This is a genomic window from Alteromonas nitratireducens, from assembly GCF_040812025.1.
In the GTDB taxonomy this organism is placed as follows: Bacteria; Pseudomonadota; Gammaproteobacteria; order Enterobacterales; family Alteromonadaceae; genus Alteromonas; species Alteromonas nitratireducens.
Map to the genome: position 1 here is coordinate 1 of NZ_JBFNPK010000014.1, position 14,903 is coordinate 14,903.

Here is a 14,903-nt window from a genome sequence, read left to right on the forward strand (position 1 = left end):
TACGCACTGAGGGCGATGGGGATGCTTATCAACCATAAACGCGTGCAGCGCCTGATGGCGGTCTTAGGTCTCAAATCGAAGGTAAGGCCGAAACGTTACAGGTCTTACAGAGGCGATGTCGGAAGCATCGCAGAGAATGTGCTTAATCGCGATTTTACTGCAAAAAGACCCAACCAAAAATGGGTCACTGATGTGACAGAATTCAAGGTGAATAATCAGAAGGTCTATTTATCGCCGGTGATTGACTTGTTCAACCAGGAGGTTGTGAGTTACGAGGTGCGTAAGTCTGTCGCATTACCCCTGGTAACCGATATGCTGAGACGTGCAACATGCAAGCTGAAGCCACATGAGAAACCCGTCGTTCACTCTGACCAGGGGTGGCAGTACCAAAATAAGCGGTACCAGCGTCACCTTAACGAAAACGGTTTACAACAGAGCATGTCGAGAAAAGGAAACTGTTTAGACAATGCCGTTGCAGAGAACTTCTTTGGCATATTAAAAAGCGAGATGTATCACGGAGAAGTCTTCAACAGCGCAGACGAACTGATTGAAAGCATTAAGGAATACATCGACTATTACAACAACGAACGTATTAAGCTGAAACTAAAAGGCCTGAGTCCGATACAATATCGAAATCAGGCCTTGGTCGCCGCTTAGAAATGAGTCCAACTTTATGGGGTCACTTCAATTATCCTGCCTTTTTTGTCCAAAAAACGATTATTCCCACTCAATCGTGGCAGGCGGTTTGCCCGAAATGTCATAAACGACACGGGAGATGCCATCCACTTCATTGATGATGCGGTTAGACACCTTACCAAGGAAATCATAAGGCAGATGTGCCCAGTGTGCTGTCATAAAGTCTATGGTTTCCACCGCTCGCAGTGACACAACCCAGTCATATTTACGCGCATCGCCCATCACACCAACCGAGCGAACCGGCAGGAACACCGTGAAGGCCTGCGATACTTTATGGTACAAGCCTGCCGCATGCAGTTCTTCAATAAAGATGGCATCGGCACGACGCAGCAGGTCGCAGTATTCCTTTTTAATTTCGCCCAGCACGCGCACACCCAGGCCAGGACCCGGGAACGGGTGGCGGTACAGCATGTCGTACGGCAGGCCCAGTTCGAGGCCAATTTTACGCACTTCATCCTTGAACAGTTCGCGCAGCGGTTCTACCAGACCCAGCTCCATATCTTCAGGCAGGCCGCCAACGTTGTGATGCGATTTAATCACATGTGCCTTACCGGTGGCTGATCCCGCAGACTCGATCACGTCAGGATAAATGGTGCCCTGAGCAAGCCACTTGGCATTGGACAACAATGCTGCCTGTTCATCGAACACGCGTACAAACTCATTACCGATGACTTTGCGTTTGGCTTCAGGGTCTTCCACACCGGCCAGTTTCTCAAGGAAGCGCGCTTCGGCATCAATCTTCAGGATATTCAGACCGAAATGGTCACCAAACATTTCCATCACCTGGCTGCCTTCGTTCAGACGCAGCAGACCGTTGTCCACAAATACACAGGTAAGTTTGTCACCAATAGCACGGTGCAGGAGCATCGCCGTCACCGACGAGTCAACACCACCAGACAGCCCAAGAATGACCTCGTCATCGCCGACCTGCGCCTTAATTTTTTCAACCGCATCCTCGATGATAGCGTCCGGTGTCCACAACTTTTCACACCCACAAATGTCCATCACAAAGTGGCTGAGCAGGCGCATGCCCTGGCGGGTATGGGTCACTTCCGGATGGAACTGAACGCCGTAGAACTGTTTGTCGGCATTGTACATCGCAGCATGGGGACATGATGCCGTCTGCGCAATGGTTTCAAAGCCATCAGGAATAGCCGACACCTTATCACCATGACTCATCCAGACATCCAGCAGCGCGTTGCCGTGGTCGCTGATGGCATCTTCAATCTTAGACAGCAGCGGACTGGGCTTGATCACCTCAACCTGCGCATAGCCAAACTCCCGCACATCTGAACCAAGAACACCGCCACCCAGCTGCTCTGCCATGGTTTGCATACCATAGCAAATACCCAGCACCGGCACGCCGGCCTCAAATACATACTGCGGTGCGCGTGGCGATCCGGCTTCAGTGACCGACTCCGGGCCACCTGACAGAATAATGCCCTGCGGATTAAATTCACGAATTTGCGCTTCGGTGACATCCCACGCCCACAACTCACAGTACACACCGATTTCACGCACACGGCGGGCGATAAGCTGGGTGTATTGAGAGCCGAAATCAAGAATGAGAATGCGTTGATCATGGATATTGGTCATGCTGGTACCTGTCAATCAGAAAATACAAAGGCTGGTGAATCACCAGCCTGTCGTAGTAAATGCTTACCGTGGGCGTTAGCCTAAACGGTAGTTAGGCGCTTCTTTAGTGATGCTGACATCATGCACGTGCGACTCGCCCATACCGGCAGCAGTAACACGAACAAACTGTGCTTTGGTGCGCATTTCTTCAATGGTTGCACAGCCGGTCAGCCCCATGGCTGAACGCAGACCGCCCATTTGCTGGTGAATGATGTTCGCAATCGGTCCCTTGTACGCGACACGCCCCTCAATGCCTTCCGGCACCAGTTTCTCGGCATTGCTGCTGTCCTGGAAGTAACGGTCTGATGAACCATGACTTTGGTTCATCGCCCCCAGCGAGCCCATACCACGATAAGACTTATAATAACGTCCCTGGTACAGTTCGACTTCGCCAGGCGCTTCCTCAGTACCTGCCAGCATGCTGCCTACCATTACACAGCTTGCACCGGCCGCGATGGCTTTTGCGATATCACCTGAGAAGCGAATGCCGCCATCTGCAATCACTGGCACGTCGGTGTCTTTCAGCGCTTCTACTGCGTCAGCCACGGCAGAGATTTGTGGTACACCGCAGCCGGTAACGATGCGTGTTGTACAGATTGAGCCCGGACCAATACCGACTTTTACCGCATCGACACCAGCCTCAACCAGCGCCAGTGCGCCAGCCGCGGTTGCCACATTACCGGCAATCAGTTGCAAATCAGGGTAAGTCTTACGCACCGCTTTAACGCGGTCAATCACACCTTGCGAATGGCCATGAGACGTGTCAATCAGCAGCACGTCGACACCGGCCTCAACCAGCATCGCAATGCGTTCGTCAGTCCCGGGACCCACTCCGACTGCAGCGCCAACCCGCAGGCGACCCAACGAGTCTTTACAGGCGTTTGGTTTGTTTTCCGCTTTCTGGAAGTCTTTTACCGTGATCAACCCTTTCAGTTTAAAGTCGTTGTCGGTAACCAGAATTTTTTCGATACGGTGCTCATGCATAAGCTCAAGCACTTCATCTGAGCTTGCCCCTTCTTTCACCGTGACCAGGTCATCCTTCCCGGTCATCACATTACTGATGGGCAGCTCAAGACGCTTTTCAAATCGCAGATCCCGACCGGTAACGATACCGATCAGGTTACTGTCTGCATCGGTGACCGGAAAGCCGGAGTAGCCAAGACGTTTTGACAGCGCGATAACATCGCCGATGGTGGTTTCCTGATTAACCGTCACCGGATCTGACACCACGCCGCTCTCATATTTCTTAACTTCACGTACGTGCTTTGCCTGCTCTTCAGGACGCATATTCTTGTGGATGAAGCCCATGCCGCCTTCCTGCGCCAGCGCAATTGCCAGACGAGCCTCAGACACGGTATCCATAGCTGCAGAAACCATAGGAATATTCAGCGTCACGCCGCGGGTCAGACGGGTTTGAAGATTGGCAGTATGAGGAAGGACATTCGAGTAGCCGGGAACCAGCAACACATCGTCAAATGTCAGCGCTTCTTGGATGATTCGGAGCATGCAACAACACCTATTCAGTTGAGGGTTAATTGCGGCGCAATTGTAGTGTTTTTTGGTTTTCAGGTAAACTCTATTCGTAGTAAACCTGATGAATTTTTGTTGTATGTATCAAACACCGCCTGCAAACCCGCGCCAAATCCTGACTGTGACCAAACTCAACCGGCTTGCCCGTACCCTTTTAGAGAGCGAAATGGGACTGGTCTGGTTGTCTGCGGAGGTGTCGAATTTTGTCAGTGCGTCGTCCGGTCACTGGTACTTTACATTAAAAGACAATAAAGCCCAGGTGCGAGCAGCCATGTTCCGTAATGCGAACCGGCTGGTACGTCAGCGCCCGAAAGAAGGCGACAAAATTCTGGTGCGCGCCTCGGTTGGTCTGTATGAGGCGCGAGGAGATTATCAGCTGATTGTTGAGCACCTTGAGGATGATGGTGAAGGACGGTTAAAGCAGGCATTTGATGCGCTAAAAGCAAAACTGCTGGCGGAGGGGTTGTTTGATACCGCGCGAAAATGCCCTTTGCCTGCCTCGGTGTCCAGACTCGGGGTGATTACCTCAGCTACCGGAGCGGCCCTGCATGATGTACTGAGCGTGCTGGCGAGGCGCAGTCCATCGACCCAGGTCATCGTGTACCCGTCGATGGTACAGGGCGAATCAGCCCCGGCCCAACTTATCCGGGCTATTGAAACCGCAAACCGTCGAAATGAAGTAGACGCGCTGCTGCTGACCCGTGGTGGCGGCTCAATGGAAGATCTCTGGTGCTTTAATGATGAAACGCTGGCCAGAACCATTGCATCATCTGACCTGCCCATTGTCAGTGCCGTCGGGCACGAAGTGGATATCACGATTGCCGACTTTGTCGCTGACCTGAGAGCACCCACCCCTTCCGCCGCAGCCGAACTGCTGAGCCGCGATACACAGGCATTGATGCAACAGGTCGATAATCTGGTTGCACGACTGAACCGCGCAGTTTCGCAGCAGATTGTCTCTGCCAGACAGCAATTACAGGCCCGTTTCCAGCACCTGCGGGCATTGCATCCTGCGTTACAGATCAAGACGCAGGTTCAGCGTCTTGGTCACATGACGCAATCGCTGAAATCCGCAATCACGCAGCGACTGCGCGAACAATACCGTTACCAAGAGCAACTGAGCAGACAACTGATGCGCAACAATCCGGCGCAAACGCTGACTGAGAAAAAGGTGGCATTGCAGCGTGCGCAGCAACGGCTTGAGCGCGCCATGCAAAGAACCCTGTCCTCAGCACGCGAAAATCTGGCGAACCAGGCACAGCTGCTGAACTCCGTGAGCCCGCTCGCTACCATGGCCCGCGGCTATTCGATCACGTTTGATAATGAGACCACCATTACGTCGGTCGCTCAGGTGTCCGAAGGCGATACCCTGACCACCCGCATCAGCGACGGTGAAATCAGCAGTACCGTGACCCGCGTTACGCGCCGTGCCGGCTCCTGATCCTGCCTGTGCCCGACACCGTCCTGTCGGGCCATAAACGGGGTTACCGTCTACGACTAATTAACCGACACACAGTTATTGACAGGCAACCTCTGTCTGAGCGATCCTGAACAACATTTGAACGGTATAGCGGATACCGTTGTCGGGTTAAAGGAACGTGTTACTGTGTTGTTGAGCAAAGCCAGAATAACGGCGCTAGCAGGAAGTATTGTGGCTTCTCTGTGGTTAAGCGGTTGCGCTGTCAACGCCCCCTCTCAGGTAAGTGCCGTTTCAGAAACCCCGTCCCTGCCGGTTACCGGTCTGGCGTTGTACTCGACCTATCCGAGTGACAACATGACGCTGCAGTGTCGTGAGAACCCGACACCATGCGTAGAGGATATGATTGCGCCCGAAGCATTTCTTAAAGCGATAAAGAATGCACCGAATGCCGCGTCAATGCTGGCCAGCGACACCCACCGGTCTGATTATGAGCTGTTGATTGCAAATCTCGGTCAGCAGCATCCAAAAACCTTCTGGCAATCTGTCTCTGCCACTCTGTCAGGCAATGGGAATACGGCAGTACAATCCACCCAGTTTGCGGAATTTACCGTGGTCTGGCGGGGTGTTGAACTCAGCAGTACCGTGGTGAAGCAACAGTTCACCGGCAGCGATTCCGATGAAGACATGGCGGCATCACTGATTAACCAGTGGTGGGATTCCGTGTCATCCAGTGATGTCTTCTCATCGCACTTCCTCTACCAGTCACTGAAAGCCAGCAACTACCGCGACGATATGTTGGTGCCACAAAAAATCGACGCCTTCGACCGCATTACGACAGAATGGTACCCCGACCCGATGGAAGGTGTTATCAGCCGTTATGTTCACCCGGATTATCAGGAGGCCATGCTGGACATCAACGTGTTTCCTATCCGCCAATCGCTGGCATCTGACACAACCAGCATCCTGGCGCAGGAAATCCACCGCGACTATTCGCAGGCCCGGCAGGTCGCACAGGCACGCAACCTGACGCTGCGCGAAGTCCAGCCTGTCAGCCAGTTTCCTTTGACAGGACAACGCGAGGGCGGTCTGCGACTCAGCCTGATGGCGGAGTCAGAGACAACCGACAAAATTTACGCCAGCATTTATGTGTTCAGGCAGGAAGACAAAATTGTCAAAATTACCACCACCCTGCCATCGCGGTTTTCAGACAGTTTGGTCGCAGAGGCGATGACCTCTATCAAAGTACCCTCGGAGTCCGTGCTGATGGCTACGCTGAGAGAACAGGCCGACAGTGCGTCGGCCATTCAGTAGAAACGGCAGCATGTTGCTGCCAGACATTTATTTTTTCTTGCTGTGGAACGCCATCATACGACGACGCTTACGCTGTTGTGACAGGGTGAGCTGATTCTTTTTACCCTCAAACGGGTTACTACCTTCCCGGAATTCAATCTTAATCGGCGTTCCCATTACATTCAGCGCTTTTCTGAAATAGTTCATCAGGTAGCGTTTATAAGCACTCGGCAGGTCATCAACCTGATTACCATGAATGACTATCACGGGCGGGTTGTAGCCCCCGGCGTGGGCATATTTCATTTTGACCCGACGGCCACGCACCAGCGGTGGCTGATGATCTTCCTGCGCCATTTCCATAATTTGGGTCAGCGTCGCCGTATTCACCCGACGCGTCGCACTTTCATACGCTTCCTGAACCGATTCAAACAGGTTACCCACTCCACTGCCATGCAGCGCAGAAATAAAGTGCAGTCTGGCAAAGTCGATAAAGCCCAGTCGGCGATCGAGCTCCCGTTTGATGTCGTCTTTCACATCCGTATTCAGCCCGTCCCATTTGTTCACGGCAATCACCAGAGAACGTCCGGAATTCAGCACGAAACCCAACAGACTGAGATCCTGATCTGAAATGCCTTCTCGGGCGTCAATGACCAGTAACACCACATTCGATTCTTCAATCGCCTGAAGGGTTTTGACAATAGAAAACTTTTCAACCGCCTCGGTAATCCGGGCACGTTTTCTTACGCCCGCCGTGTCAATCAGAATGTATTCACGCTCATCACGTGACATAGGAATATACACGCTATCACGGGTGGTGCCCGGCAGGTCATATACCACAACCCGCTCCTCACCCAGAATACGGTTAGTCAGTGTGGACTTACCGACATTCGGCTTACCGACAATTGCCAGCTTGATCGGCAGGCTTTGCAGACGCTCACGCTGTGCTTCGGCATCCTCTGCTTCGTCGGAGATAACCTCTTCCGCGGCCAGCATGTCCGGGAATTGCGCGGACAACGGCCCCAGGCCGGTCTGCATCAACTGGCTGACGCCGCGCCCATGGGCTGCCGCGATCTGATGCACGCTTCCCAGGCCTAATGAGTAAAACTCCGCACTTTCGCTGTCACCGTCAATGCCATCCACTTTGTTGGCAACCAGCAGCACGTTTTTATTCAGCTTACGCAGATGATCGGCAATGCCCTGGTCGGCAGGCAGCAGGCCAGCTCTCGCGTCCACCAGAAACATCACCACATCAGCTTCTTCTATGGCCATTAACGACTGCTGCGCCATATGCGCATCGATACCCTCTTCGTCACCGGTGATCCCTCCGGTGTCTACCACGATAAACTGACGCCCCTCAAACTTCGCCTGACCATATTTTCGGTCTCGGGTCAGTCCGGGATAATCTGCGACCAGTGCATCGCGGGAATTGGTAAGGCGGTTAAACAATGTGGACTTACCGACATTGGGTCGGCCTACCAAGGCAACAACAGGCAACATGCTTGCAATCCTAAGGTTTATAGAAACAAATCGGGCCGCGAGGTTTCGCGGCCACAAGACAGGCTAATTATAACGGCTAAGCGCGTCCGCGTCAGCCATCATGGGTGTACGCTTAATTTGCGTCGCGTCGACGTACCGCCGCTACCGTGCCGGAACGGGTAACCACGACGATGTCGTCGCCAACTTTTAGTGGCTCAACGTAGATGGCGTCGTCTTCATCGTCGCCGCCGACATCAAGACGGGCAACGATTTTTCCGGTTTCAGCGTTAATCCAGTGCACAAAGCCCCAGTTGTCGCCAACGACCAGGTGATCGCCCACCGGTAATGCTGCCGTCAGCGAACGCTTCTTGAGTGAGCTTTGCGACCACAGTTCTACCCCGTTACGACGATCCAGTGCATACACATGTGACTCAGTGTCGACAACAAACAAACGGTTGCCCTGCATGGTCAGGTTTTGGTACGCACCATATTCACGCTGCCAGATGACCCGTCCACTGCGAAGTTCAACAGCGGCAAGCGTTCCGTTATACGAAATCGCATATACCGTACCACCGTACAGGATAGGTGTCGTATCAATATCAACAATACGTTCGAGCTCCGTTGCACCGGAAGGTTTAGCAATCGCCGTTTCCCAGGCCAGTACACCGCTGTCGAGGATATTCACCTGAAGCTTACCGGTTGCCGTGCCAACCATTGCACCACCGTTTGACGCGATGGGCGCAGAAATGCCACGTAATGTCAGCGGCGGCGTGTCACTTTCATGACGCCAGAGCTCTTCACCCGTCTCGGCATTGAAGCCAAATAGCGTACCGGCGCCCGTATTGACGACCAGAATACCTTCATCCAGTGCAGGAGGAGCCAGCACTTCACCCGGAATAGATGCCTGCCATAACAGTTCACCGTTCTCCTGGGACAGCGCAATCACCGCACCGTTTTCTGACCCAAGAAACACTTTACCATCGCCGGCAGCAAGTCCGGCCAGACGTGCCGATTCACCACTACGCCACAGGCGGGAAACCGAGTCCATGTAACCTTCGTCCCGGAAGATGGCAAAATTCTGTGACCAAATCACGTCACCATTAGTTGGATCCAGCGCACGCACGTCACCGTGGCGGTCAGCAACAAACAGCTTTTCGTAGGCGTACACAGGACGCAGACGTGAAAAGTAACCTTCAACACCGTCGTCGAGGTCGGTTTCCCAGCGGACTTCGGCCTCAAATTCAGCATCAATCGGTTTTAAACGCCGAATTTCCAGTTCTTCTTCATCACCAAACCAGTCTTCAATGGTCGTGCAGGCCGACAGTGTGAAAGACAGAGTCAGCGCCAGTCCCAGTGTGCGGGCAACCCGCCCCATATGTTCGCTCAGAGTGAGAGACAAATCGCGTACCTCGTATTATTGTTATGCGCCTGCTGCAACAGCAAGGTTATCCAGCTTCATCCGTAACAGCGGATTATTGGCATTTTTTTCCAGCGCGAGTGTGTATGCCTGACGGGCTTCGTCAAACTTTTCCTGACGCACGTAGACGTCGCCTTTCACCTCGGCAATCTGCGCTTCGAAGGCAGGGTTGCTGAGGCTGTCAAGCGTAGACAACGCACCATCAAGCTGGTTCATTTCCATTTGTACACGCGCCAGACGAACGCCTGCCATGGTTTTCAGGTTGCTGTCTGCAGCGTTTGTCATCACGCGGTTCAGATGGTTAGCCGCGGTATCAAAATCGCCCTTATCGGCTGCCACTTTTGCAGCCACCAGGCTGGCGATGGACGTGTAACCGGTATCAGGATTTGCTTCGATGAATGCATTCAGAGCCTGGTCATCGTTGGCATTTTCGAGTGACTCAACGGCAGTCTGGTAGTTGACCGATGCCGCTTCGCGCTCTGCAAGCTGAGCATCGGAATAATAACGCCAGCCGTAAAGGCCACCTAATCCAAGTAAGGCACCGACAACAATTGCCATACCATGTTCTTTCCAGAACTTTTTAATTGCTTCTACCTGTTGTTCTTCTGTTGCGAACTGTTCCATCGCCTGACCTCTTATCGCGTTATGCGTCAGTACGCGCCTGATGGCAACGCACTCCCTTCTCGCTTTTACTTTTTAATTATTACCTGTGCGCTGCCAGCGTTTCGGCCAGTGCGTCGAGGGCAACAGTATATTGCTCCCCCCCATCCAGTGGCTTCACGGTGACGTTTCGCTCGTTCATTTCTTCGCTGCCGAGCAGCAGTGCTGTCTGCGCGCCGGTTTTATCAGCACGCTTAAGTTGTTTTTTCAGGTTTCCGCCACCGCAATGCATCACTATACGCAGGTCGGGCAGCGCATCGCGCAGGCATTCTGCCACTTCCGTTGCATAGCCGGCAACCTCTTCACCGAGTGCGGTGACGTAAACATCGGCGGACGACTGGTCCGGGTTATCCTGCAACGCTGACAGCATCAGCACCAGACGTTCCATGCCCATTGCAAAACCAACAGCCGGCGACGGCTTACCGCCAAGTTGTTCCACCAGACCATCATAACGGCCACCCGCACACACCGTCCCCTGGGCACCCAGACTGTCAGTGACCCACTCAAACACGGTTCGGTTGTAGTAATCAAGACCACGCACCAGGCGCGGATTCACCTGATAAGCGACCCCTGCCGCATCCAGACGCGCACACAGCGTGTCAAAATGCGCTTTGGATTCATCATCAAGATAATCGAGCAATGATGGCGCGTCTGCAATTGCTGCCTGTACATCCGGATTTTTGCTGTCCAGCACTCGCAGTGGGTTCGACTCAAGACGGCGACGTGAGTCTTCGTCCAGTTTATCTTCACGCGCCTTCAGGTAATCAACCAGTGCATCGCGATAACGCTGACGGGCTTCATTTGAGCCAAGAGAATTCAGCTCCAGGCGCACATGCTGATCAATCCCAAAGGCTTTCCACAGACGGGCGCTAAGCAGGATAACCTCAACATCAATGTCAGGCCCTGGCAGGCCAAAGGCTTCAACGCCAAACTGATGAAACTGGCGATAGCGTCCTTTCTGAGGACGTTCGTGACGGAACATCGGGCCCATGTACCACAGGCGCTGTTGCTGGTTATACAGCAGACCATGTTCATTGCCGGCCCGCACACAGCTTGCAGTCCCTTCCGGACGCAATGTAAGACTGTCACCGTTACGGTCTTCAAACGTGTACATCTCTTTTTCGACGATGTCTGTCACTTCGCCGATTGAACGCTTAAACAGATCGGTGCTTTCAACGATTGGCGTGCGGATCTCCTGATAGCCATAGCTGGCCACCACCTGCCGGATAACGGATTCTACTTTCTGCCAGCTTCCCGATACGTCGGGAAGACAGTCGTTCATACCACGAATAGCCTGAATTGTTTTAGCCACCTGAAATACTCATAACCGCTTAATAATGAAAAGCCCCGCATTATAGGGGCTTCTGACACAAACAACAACGCTGGAAGGGACGAAGTTACTCGTCTTTCATGGTAACCGGAATGGCGTTAGCACTGTCGATTTGCGCGGCTTTGGCACGGATGCGTGCCTCCAGTCTGTCGACCAGGTCGTCGTTGGGCAAACGTTCTTTCTGACGCTTGCCGTCAACGTAAAAACCGCTCATATTGCGGGCACCGGTCAGGCCAAGATCAGACACCTCTGCTTCACCAGGTCCGTTGACCACACAGCCTATAATAGAGACATCCATCGGCGTCAGTACGTCTTCAAGACGCTGTTCCAGCGCGTTTACTGTGCCAATCACATCAAATTCCTGGCGTGAACAGCTCGGGCAGGCAATAAAATTAATTCCGCGCGAACGGATACGCAGTGACTTCAGAATATCAAAGCCCACTTTTATCTCTTCTACCGGGTCGGCGGCCAGCGAAACGCGCAGCGTATCGCCGATTCCCTCAGCCAGCAACATGCCCAGACCAACCGCACTTTTCACCGCACCCGCTCGCTGTCCGCCCGCCTCGGTAATGCCAAGGTGTAATGGCTGGTCAATTTTACTCGCCAGCAGGCGGTAAGCCCCAACCGCCAGGAATACATCAGACGCCTTGACGCTGACCTTGAACTGGTCAAAATTCAGCTTGTCGAGAATGTCGACGTGGCGCATGGCGGATTCCACCAGGGCTTCAGGTGTCGGCTCGCCGTATTTTTCCTGTAAATCGCGCTCAAGCGAGCCACCGTTCACACCAATACGGATTGGAATATTCTTGTCTTTTGCACAATCGACGACCGCGCGTACGCGCTCCATATTGCCGATATTGCCCGGATTAATCCGCAGGCAGTCTACGCCGTATTCCGCGACTTTAAGGGCAATACGATAGTCAAAATGAATATCAGCCACCAGCGGCACGGTGACCTGCTGGCGAATTTCTTTGAACGCTTCAGCCGCGTCCATAGTAGGCACAGACACACGCACGATTTCCCCGCCGACAGCTTGAATTCGGCGTATTTGCGCCACTGTGGCATCGACGTCGGTAGTCGGCGTATTCGTCATGGATTGCACGGCAATGGGGGCACCATCACCAATTGGCACGTTACCCACATAAATCCGGGTCGATTTTCTGCGTGTAATGGGACTTGTCGAAAACATCAATTAATCCTGAATAGGAAGCGAGAACCTTGCGGTGCGGCCAGTCTGGTATACCGACATATCAACGGCCTCACCGTTCACTGTAATAGCGACATTATCCGGTGCACCGAGCGTAACTTCAACCGGTGGAATACCACTGATTTCCATTACCCTGCCCGCCTGTTTGATGCCATATGCGATGGCTTCGCCGGTGCCGTCTTCAATATTCACCCAGCAATCGTCGCTGAATGTAAATACCATTGCGATAGGTTCCGTCTGAACAGATTCGGCGGTCTGAAGAGACTCGGTCTGAAGAGACTCGGTCTGCGAGTCAGTCGTTGTCGCTGGCACATCCACAGATGCGGTACTGGTAAACACCCCGCCGTTTTCCGGTTCTGAGGTATCTTCTGACAACGTTGCTGCATCATCCACTGCGTCGTCACCTTCCGAACTATCCGGCACTGAATCAGTTGATGGCTGCTGCATCTGCGACTCAGCAGTCGCATCCACCGCATCGCTTGCCTCTGCCGTCACCGGCGGCGCACTTTGGGTGTCATCAGAAAACTCACCGGACGATACATCCTGCGTTTCTGTCAGTTCACTGGTTGTGCCAGGCAGGGCCTGATTATTACTTTGCTGATACCACCAGACCACTACGCCAGCAATCAGCATAAGCAGGATCACATAGGTGACCATCATCCAGCGATCATCATGGGTTTGCTTGGCAACACGTTTAGAGAAGCTTTGTAGTCTTGCAGGCTGCTTGGGAGCCGTGTGGAGTTTATCGAACTCGGCAATCACCACATCCTGACTAAGCCCAAGTTGCTTTGCGTAGTTTCTGATGTAGCCACGGGTAAACGTAATGGATGTTTTATCATCAATTCGGTCATTTTCCAGATCATCAATCTGGCTGACTTTCAAAAACAGCTTTTCAGCCACCTGTTGCTGCGATAAGCCCTGTTTTTCGCGCCCTTCCCGTAACAATTTACCGGGGCTGGCTACGCGCTCTGCATCAGGTGAATCCTGCGTGTCCTCAATGTTATTTATATTCTCGTCTGACACCATCCGACTTCCTAATTCTCCTGCATTTCGGGTGGAACTAACCAAAGCTTTTTACCGGCAAAAATCGCGCCATTATCTTTGATATCATTCCACTCCTGCAGTGTAGCCATCTTAATGTTGTATTTTAACGAGATACGATAAAGGTTTTCACTGGCTTTTACTATATGAAAACGCGGGACCGCGTTTTCATCATCGCCTTCACTGCCGTCATCCGGCACTGTTTCTGCAACATCGGCCGTGACGGTGTCACTTTCTGGCGACACAGGCTCGTCAGGTTGTGATGTTACTACAACTGGCGGAGACTCGGGTTCAGGCGCAGCGGCCTCGCTGGTGTCTTCCTGCTGAGCCCGCGGCGCTGAGACCTCGGCAACCGGCTGCTGCACAACCGGATCCTCGCTTACCACCAGCGCAGCAGCTGGCTCAGCTGTGTTTTTCGTTTTTCGGCTGACAGACACCTGTGGCCAGCTACGGGCTTTCTGTCGGTATTGCGCCGATAACGGATGAGTCGGGTAAACGGCCATCAGCATCTCGCCGTATTCCTTCGCAGTCATAATATCACCCTGCGCTTCGGCAATACTCACCGCCAGCCACAAATAATCCGGTGTAACCTGCCCCACCCGTTCAAATTTTTTCAGTGTCGCGTTAGCGTTTTCCCACTGGTTTTCCTTGGCATAGAGCTCGGCCAGCAGGATCAGACTTTTGGCGCGTGCAGGCTGATGATTGAGCGCATCCTGCAGGTAACCAATCGCGACGTCGTTGCGTCCTTCCTGCTGCGCACACAAGGCCATGTTTTCGTAGGTTTCTGCCGAATTGGCGTAGAGCTTATTATTGATCGCCTTCTGAAAATAATTCAGCGCAGCGTTGTAATTGCCGGTCTGGCATAAAAATGCGCCGTAGCTGTTGGCAATATCCGCATTGCGGGGCGCCAGCTTAATCGCGGTGTTGTAGGATTCGTCAGCACGCTCATTCTCACCCACCAGCTGATAATAATACGCCAGTGAATAATGTACGTCAGCCGAACGCGGGGCATATTCCAGGGCACGGTCCAGGTTTGCTTTTGCCTGCGAGTAATTTCCGTTCTTTAAATACGTGAGCCCTAAAGAAACACGGGTTTTCGCCGCGTTCTCTTTATCAAACTCTTCCTTGAACGTGCCTGTCTGTGGCTGACTCACACAGCCGCCAAGCAATGCCACCAGTGCCAGTGTGGTAATTCGCATTG

General features: G+C 53.0%; 12 protein-coding genes. 3 read left to right on the top strand and 9 right to left on the bottom strand.

All coding sequences use genetic code 11. The features are described 5' to 3' along the window. A partial coding sequence (locus tag AB1N33_RS12265; protein WP_411271847.1) for an IS3 family transposase occupies nt 1-657 on the top strand: 657 nt, incomplete at its 5' end. A gap of 60 nt (nt 658-717) precedes the next feature. Here AB1N33_RS12265 and guaA read toward each other — a convergent pair. Then, nucleotides 718-2,292 (bottom strand): glutamine-hydrolyzing GMP synthase, encoded by a 1,575-nt coding sequence (guaA, locus tag AB1N33_RS12270; RefSeq protein WP_411271848.1) that lies wholly within the window; start codon nt 2,290-2,292, stop codon nt 718-720. Nucleotides 2,293-2,367: 75 nt separating this feature from the next. After that, nucleotides 2,368-3,837, bottom strand: a complete 1,470-nt coding sequence (guaB, locus tag AB1N33_RS12275) for an IMP dehydrogenase (protein ID WP_411271849.1) — start codon at nt 3,835-3,837, stop codon at nt 2,368-2,370. A gap of 103 nt (nt 3,838-3,940) precedes the next feature. Here guaB and xseA point away from each other — a divergent pair, with 103 nt between their 5' ends. Together xseA and AB1N33_RS12285 are read left to right on the top strand one after the other, a co-directional pair. Continuing rightward, on the top strand, nt 3,941-5,302 hold the full coding sequence (xseA, locus tag AB1N33_RS12280) for an exodeoxyribonuclease VII large subunit (protein WP_411271850.1): 1,362 nt from the start codon (nt 3,941-3,943) through the stop codon (nt 5,300-5,302). A 210-nt stretch (nt 5,303-5,512) separates the two neighbouring features. Continuing rightward, complete coding sequence (locus AB1N33_RS12285; RefSeq protein WP_411271851.1) at nt 5,513-6,592, top strand: hypothetical protein; 1,080 nt, start codon at nt 5,513-5,515, stop codon at nt 6,590-6,592. 27 nt (nt 6,593-6,619) lie between these two features. On the opposite strand, the gene der is transcribed toward AB1N33_RS12285, so the two are convergent. The 7 genes from der to pilW all read right to left on the bottom strand — a co-directional run bounded on the left by der (nt 6,620) and on the right by pilW (nt 14,901). Beyond that, nucleotides 6,620-8,068, bottom strand: coding sequence for a ribosome biogenesis GTPase Der (gene der, locus AB1N33_RS12290; protein WP_411271852.1), 1,449 nt, complete (start codon nt 8,066-8,068; stop codon nt 6,620-6,622). Nucleotides 8,069-8,180: 112 nt separating this feature from the next. Continuing rightward, on the bottom strand, nt 8,181-9,422 hold the full coding sequence (gene bamB / locus AB1N33_RS12295) for an outer membrane protein assembly factor BamB (RefSeq protein WP_411271932.1): 1,242 nt from the start codon (nt 9,420-9,422) through the stop codon (nt 8,181-8,183). A gap of 45 nt (nt 9,423-9,467) precedes the next feature. Beyond that, nucleotides 9,468-10,088 carry a YfgM family protein gene (locus AB1N33_RS12300; RefSeq protein ID WP_411271853.1) on the bottom strand — a complete coding sequence of 207 codons (621 nt, stop codon included), beginning with the start codon at nt 10,086-10,088 and terminating at the stop codon, nt 9,468-9,470. A 79-nt stretch (nt 10,089-10,167) separates the two neighbouring features. Beyond that, nucleotides 10,168-11,436 carry a histidine--tRNA ligase gene (gene hisS, locus AB1N33_RS12305; RefSeq protein WP_411271854.1) on the bottom strand — a complete coding sequence of 423 codons (1,269 nt, stop codon included), beginning with the start codon at nt 11,434-11,436 and terminating at the stop codon, nt 10,168-10,170. Nucleotides 11,437-11,521: 85 nt separating this feature from the next. Further along, the gene (ispG, locus tag AB1N33_RS12310; protein ID WP_411271855.1) at nt 11,522-12,643 is read right to left on the bottom strand and encodes a flavodoxin-dependent (E)-4-hydroxy-3-methylbut-2-enyl-diphosphate synthase; all 1,122 of its coding nucleotides are present in this window, start codon (nt 12,641-12,643) and stop codon (nt 11,522-11,524) included. A gap of 3 nt (nt 12,644-12,646) precedes the next feature. Next, on the bottom strand, nt 12,647-13,687 hold the full coding sequence (locus AB1N33_RS12315) for a RodZ domain-containing protein (RefSeq protein WP_411271856.1): 1,041 nt from the start codon (nt 13,685-13,687) through the stop codon (nt 12,647-12,649). An 8-nt stretch (nt 13,688-13,695) separates the two neighbouring features. After that, on the bottom strand, nt 13,696-14,901 hold the full coding sequence (pilW, locus tag AB1N33_RS12320) for a type IV pilus biogenesis/stability protein PilW (RefSeq protein ID WP_411271857.1): 1,206 nt from the start codon (nt 14,899-14,901) through the stop codon (nt 13,696-13,698). Nucleotides 14,902-14,903 lie beyond the last annotated feature (2 nt).

Bases quoted from the DNA above. Each gene is read 5' to 3' on its own strand.
- guaA (WP_411271848.1), bottom strand. From the start codon at position 2,292: ATGACCAATATCCATGATCAACGCATTCTCATTCTTGATTTCGGCTCT.
- guaB (WP_411271849.1), bottom strand. From the start codon at position 3,837: ATGCTCCGAATCATCCAAGAAGCGCTGACATTTGACGATGTGTTGCTG.
- xseA (WP_411271850.1), top strand. From the start codon at position 3,941: ATGTATCAAACACCGCCTGCAAACCCGCGCCAAATCCTGACTGTGACC.
- der (WP_411271852.1), bottom strand. From the start codon at position 8,068: ATGTTGCCTGTTGTTGCCTTGGTAGGCCGACCCAATGTCGGTAAGTCC.
- bamB (WP_411271932.1), bottom strand. From the start codon at position 9,422: ATGGGGCGGGTTGCCCGCACACTGGGACTGGCGCTGACTCTGTCTTTC.
- AB1N33_RS12300 (WP_411271853.1), bottom strand. From the start codon at position 10,088: ATGGAACAGTTCGCAACAGAAGAACAACAGGTAGAAGCAATTAAAAAG.
- ispG (WP_411271855.1), bottom strand. From the start codon at position 12,643: ATGTTTTCGACAAGTCCCATTACACGCAGAAAATCGACCCGGATTTAT.
- AB1N33_RS12315 (WP_411271856.1), bottom strand. From the start codon at position 13,687: ATGGTGTCAGACGAGAATATAAATAACATTGAGGACACGCAGGATTCA.
- pilW (WP_411271857.1), bottom strand. From the start codon at position 14,901: ATGCGAATTACCACACTGGCACTGGTGGCATTGCTTGGCGGCTGTGTG.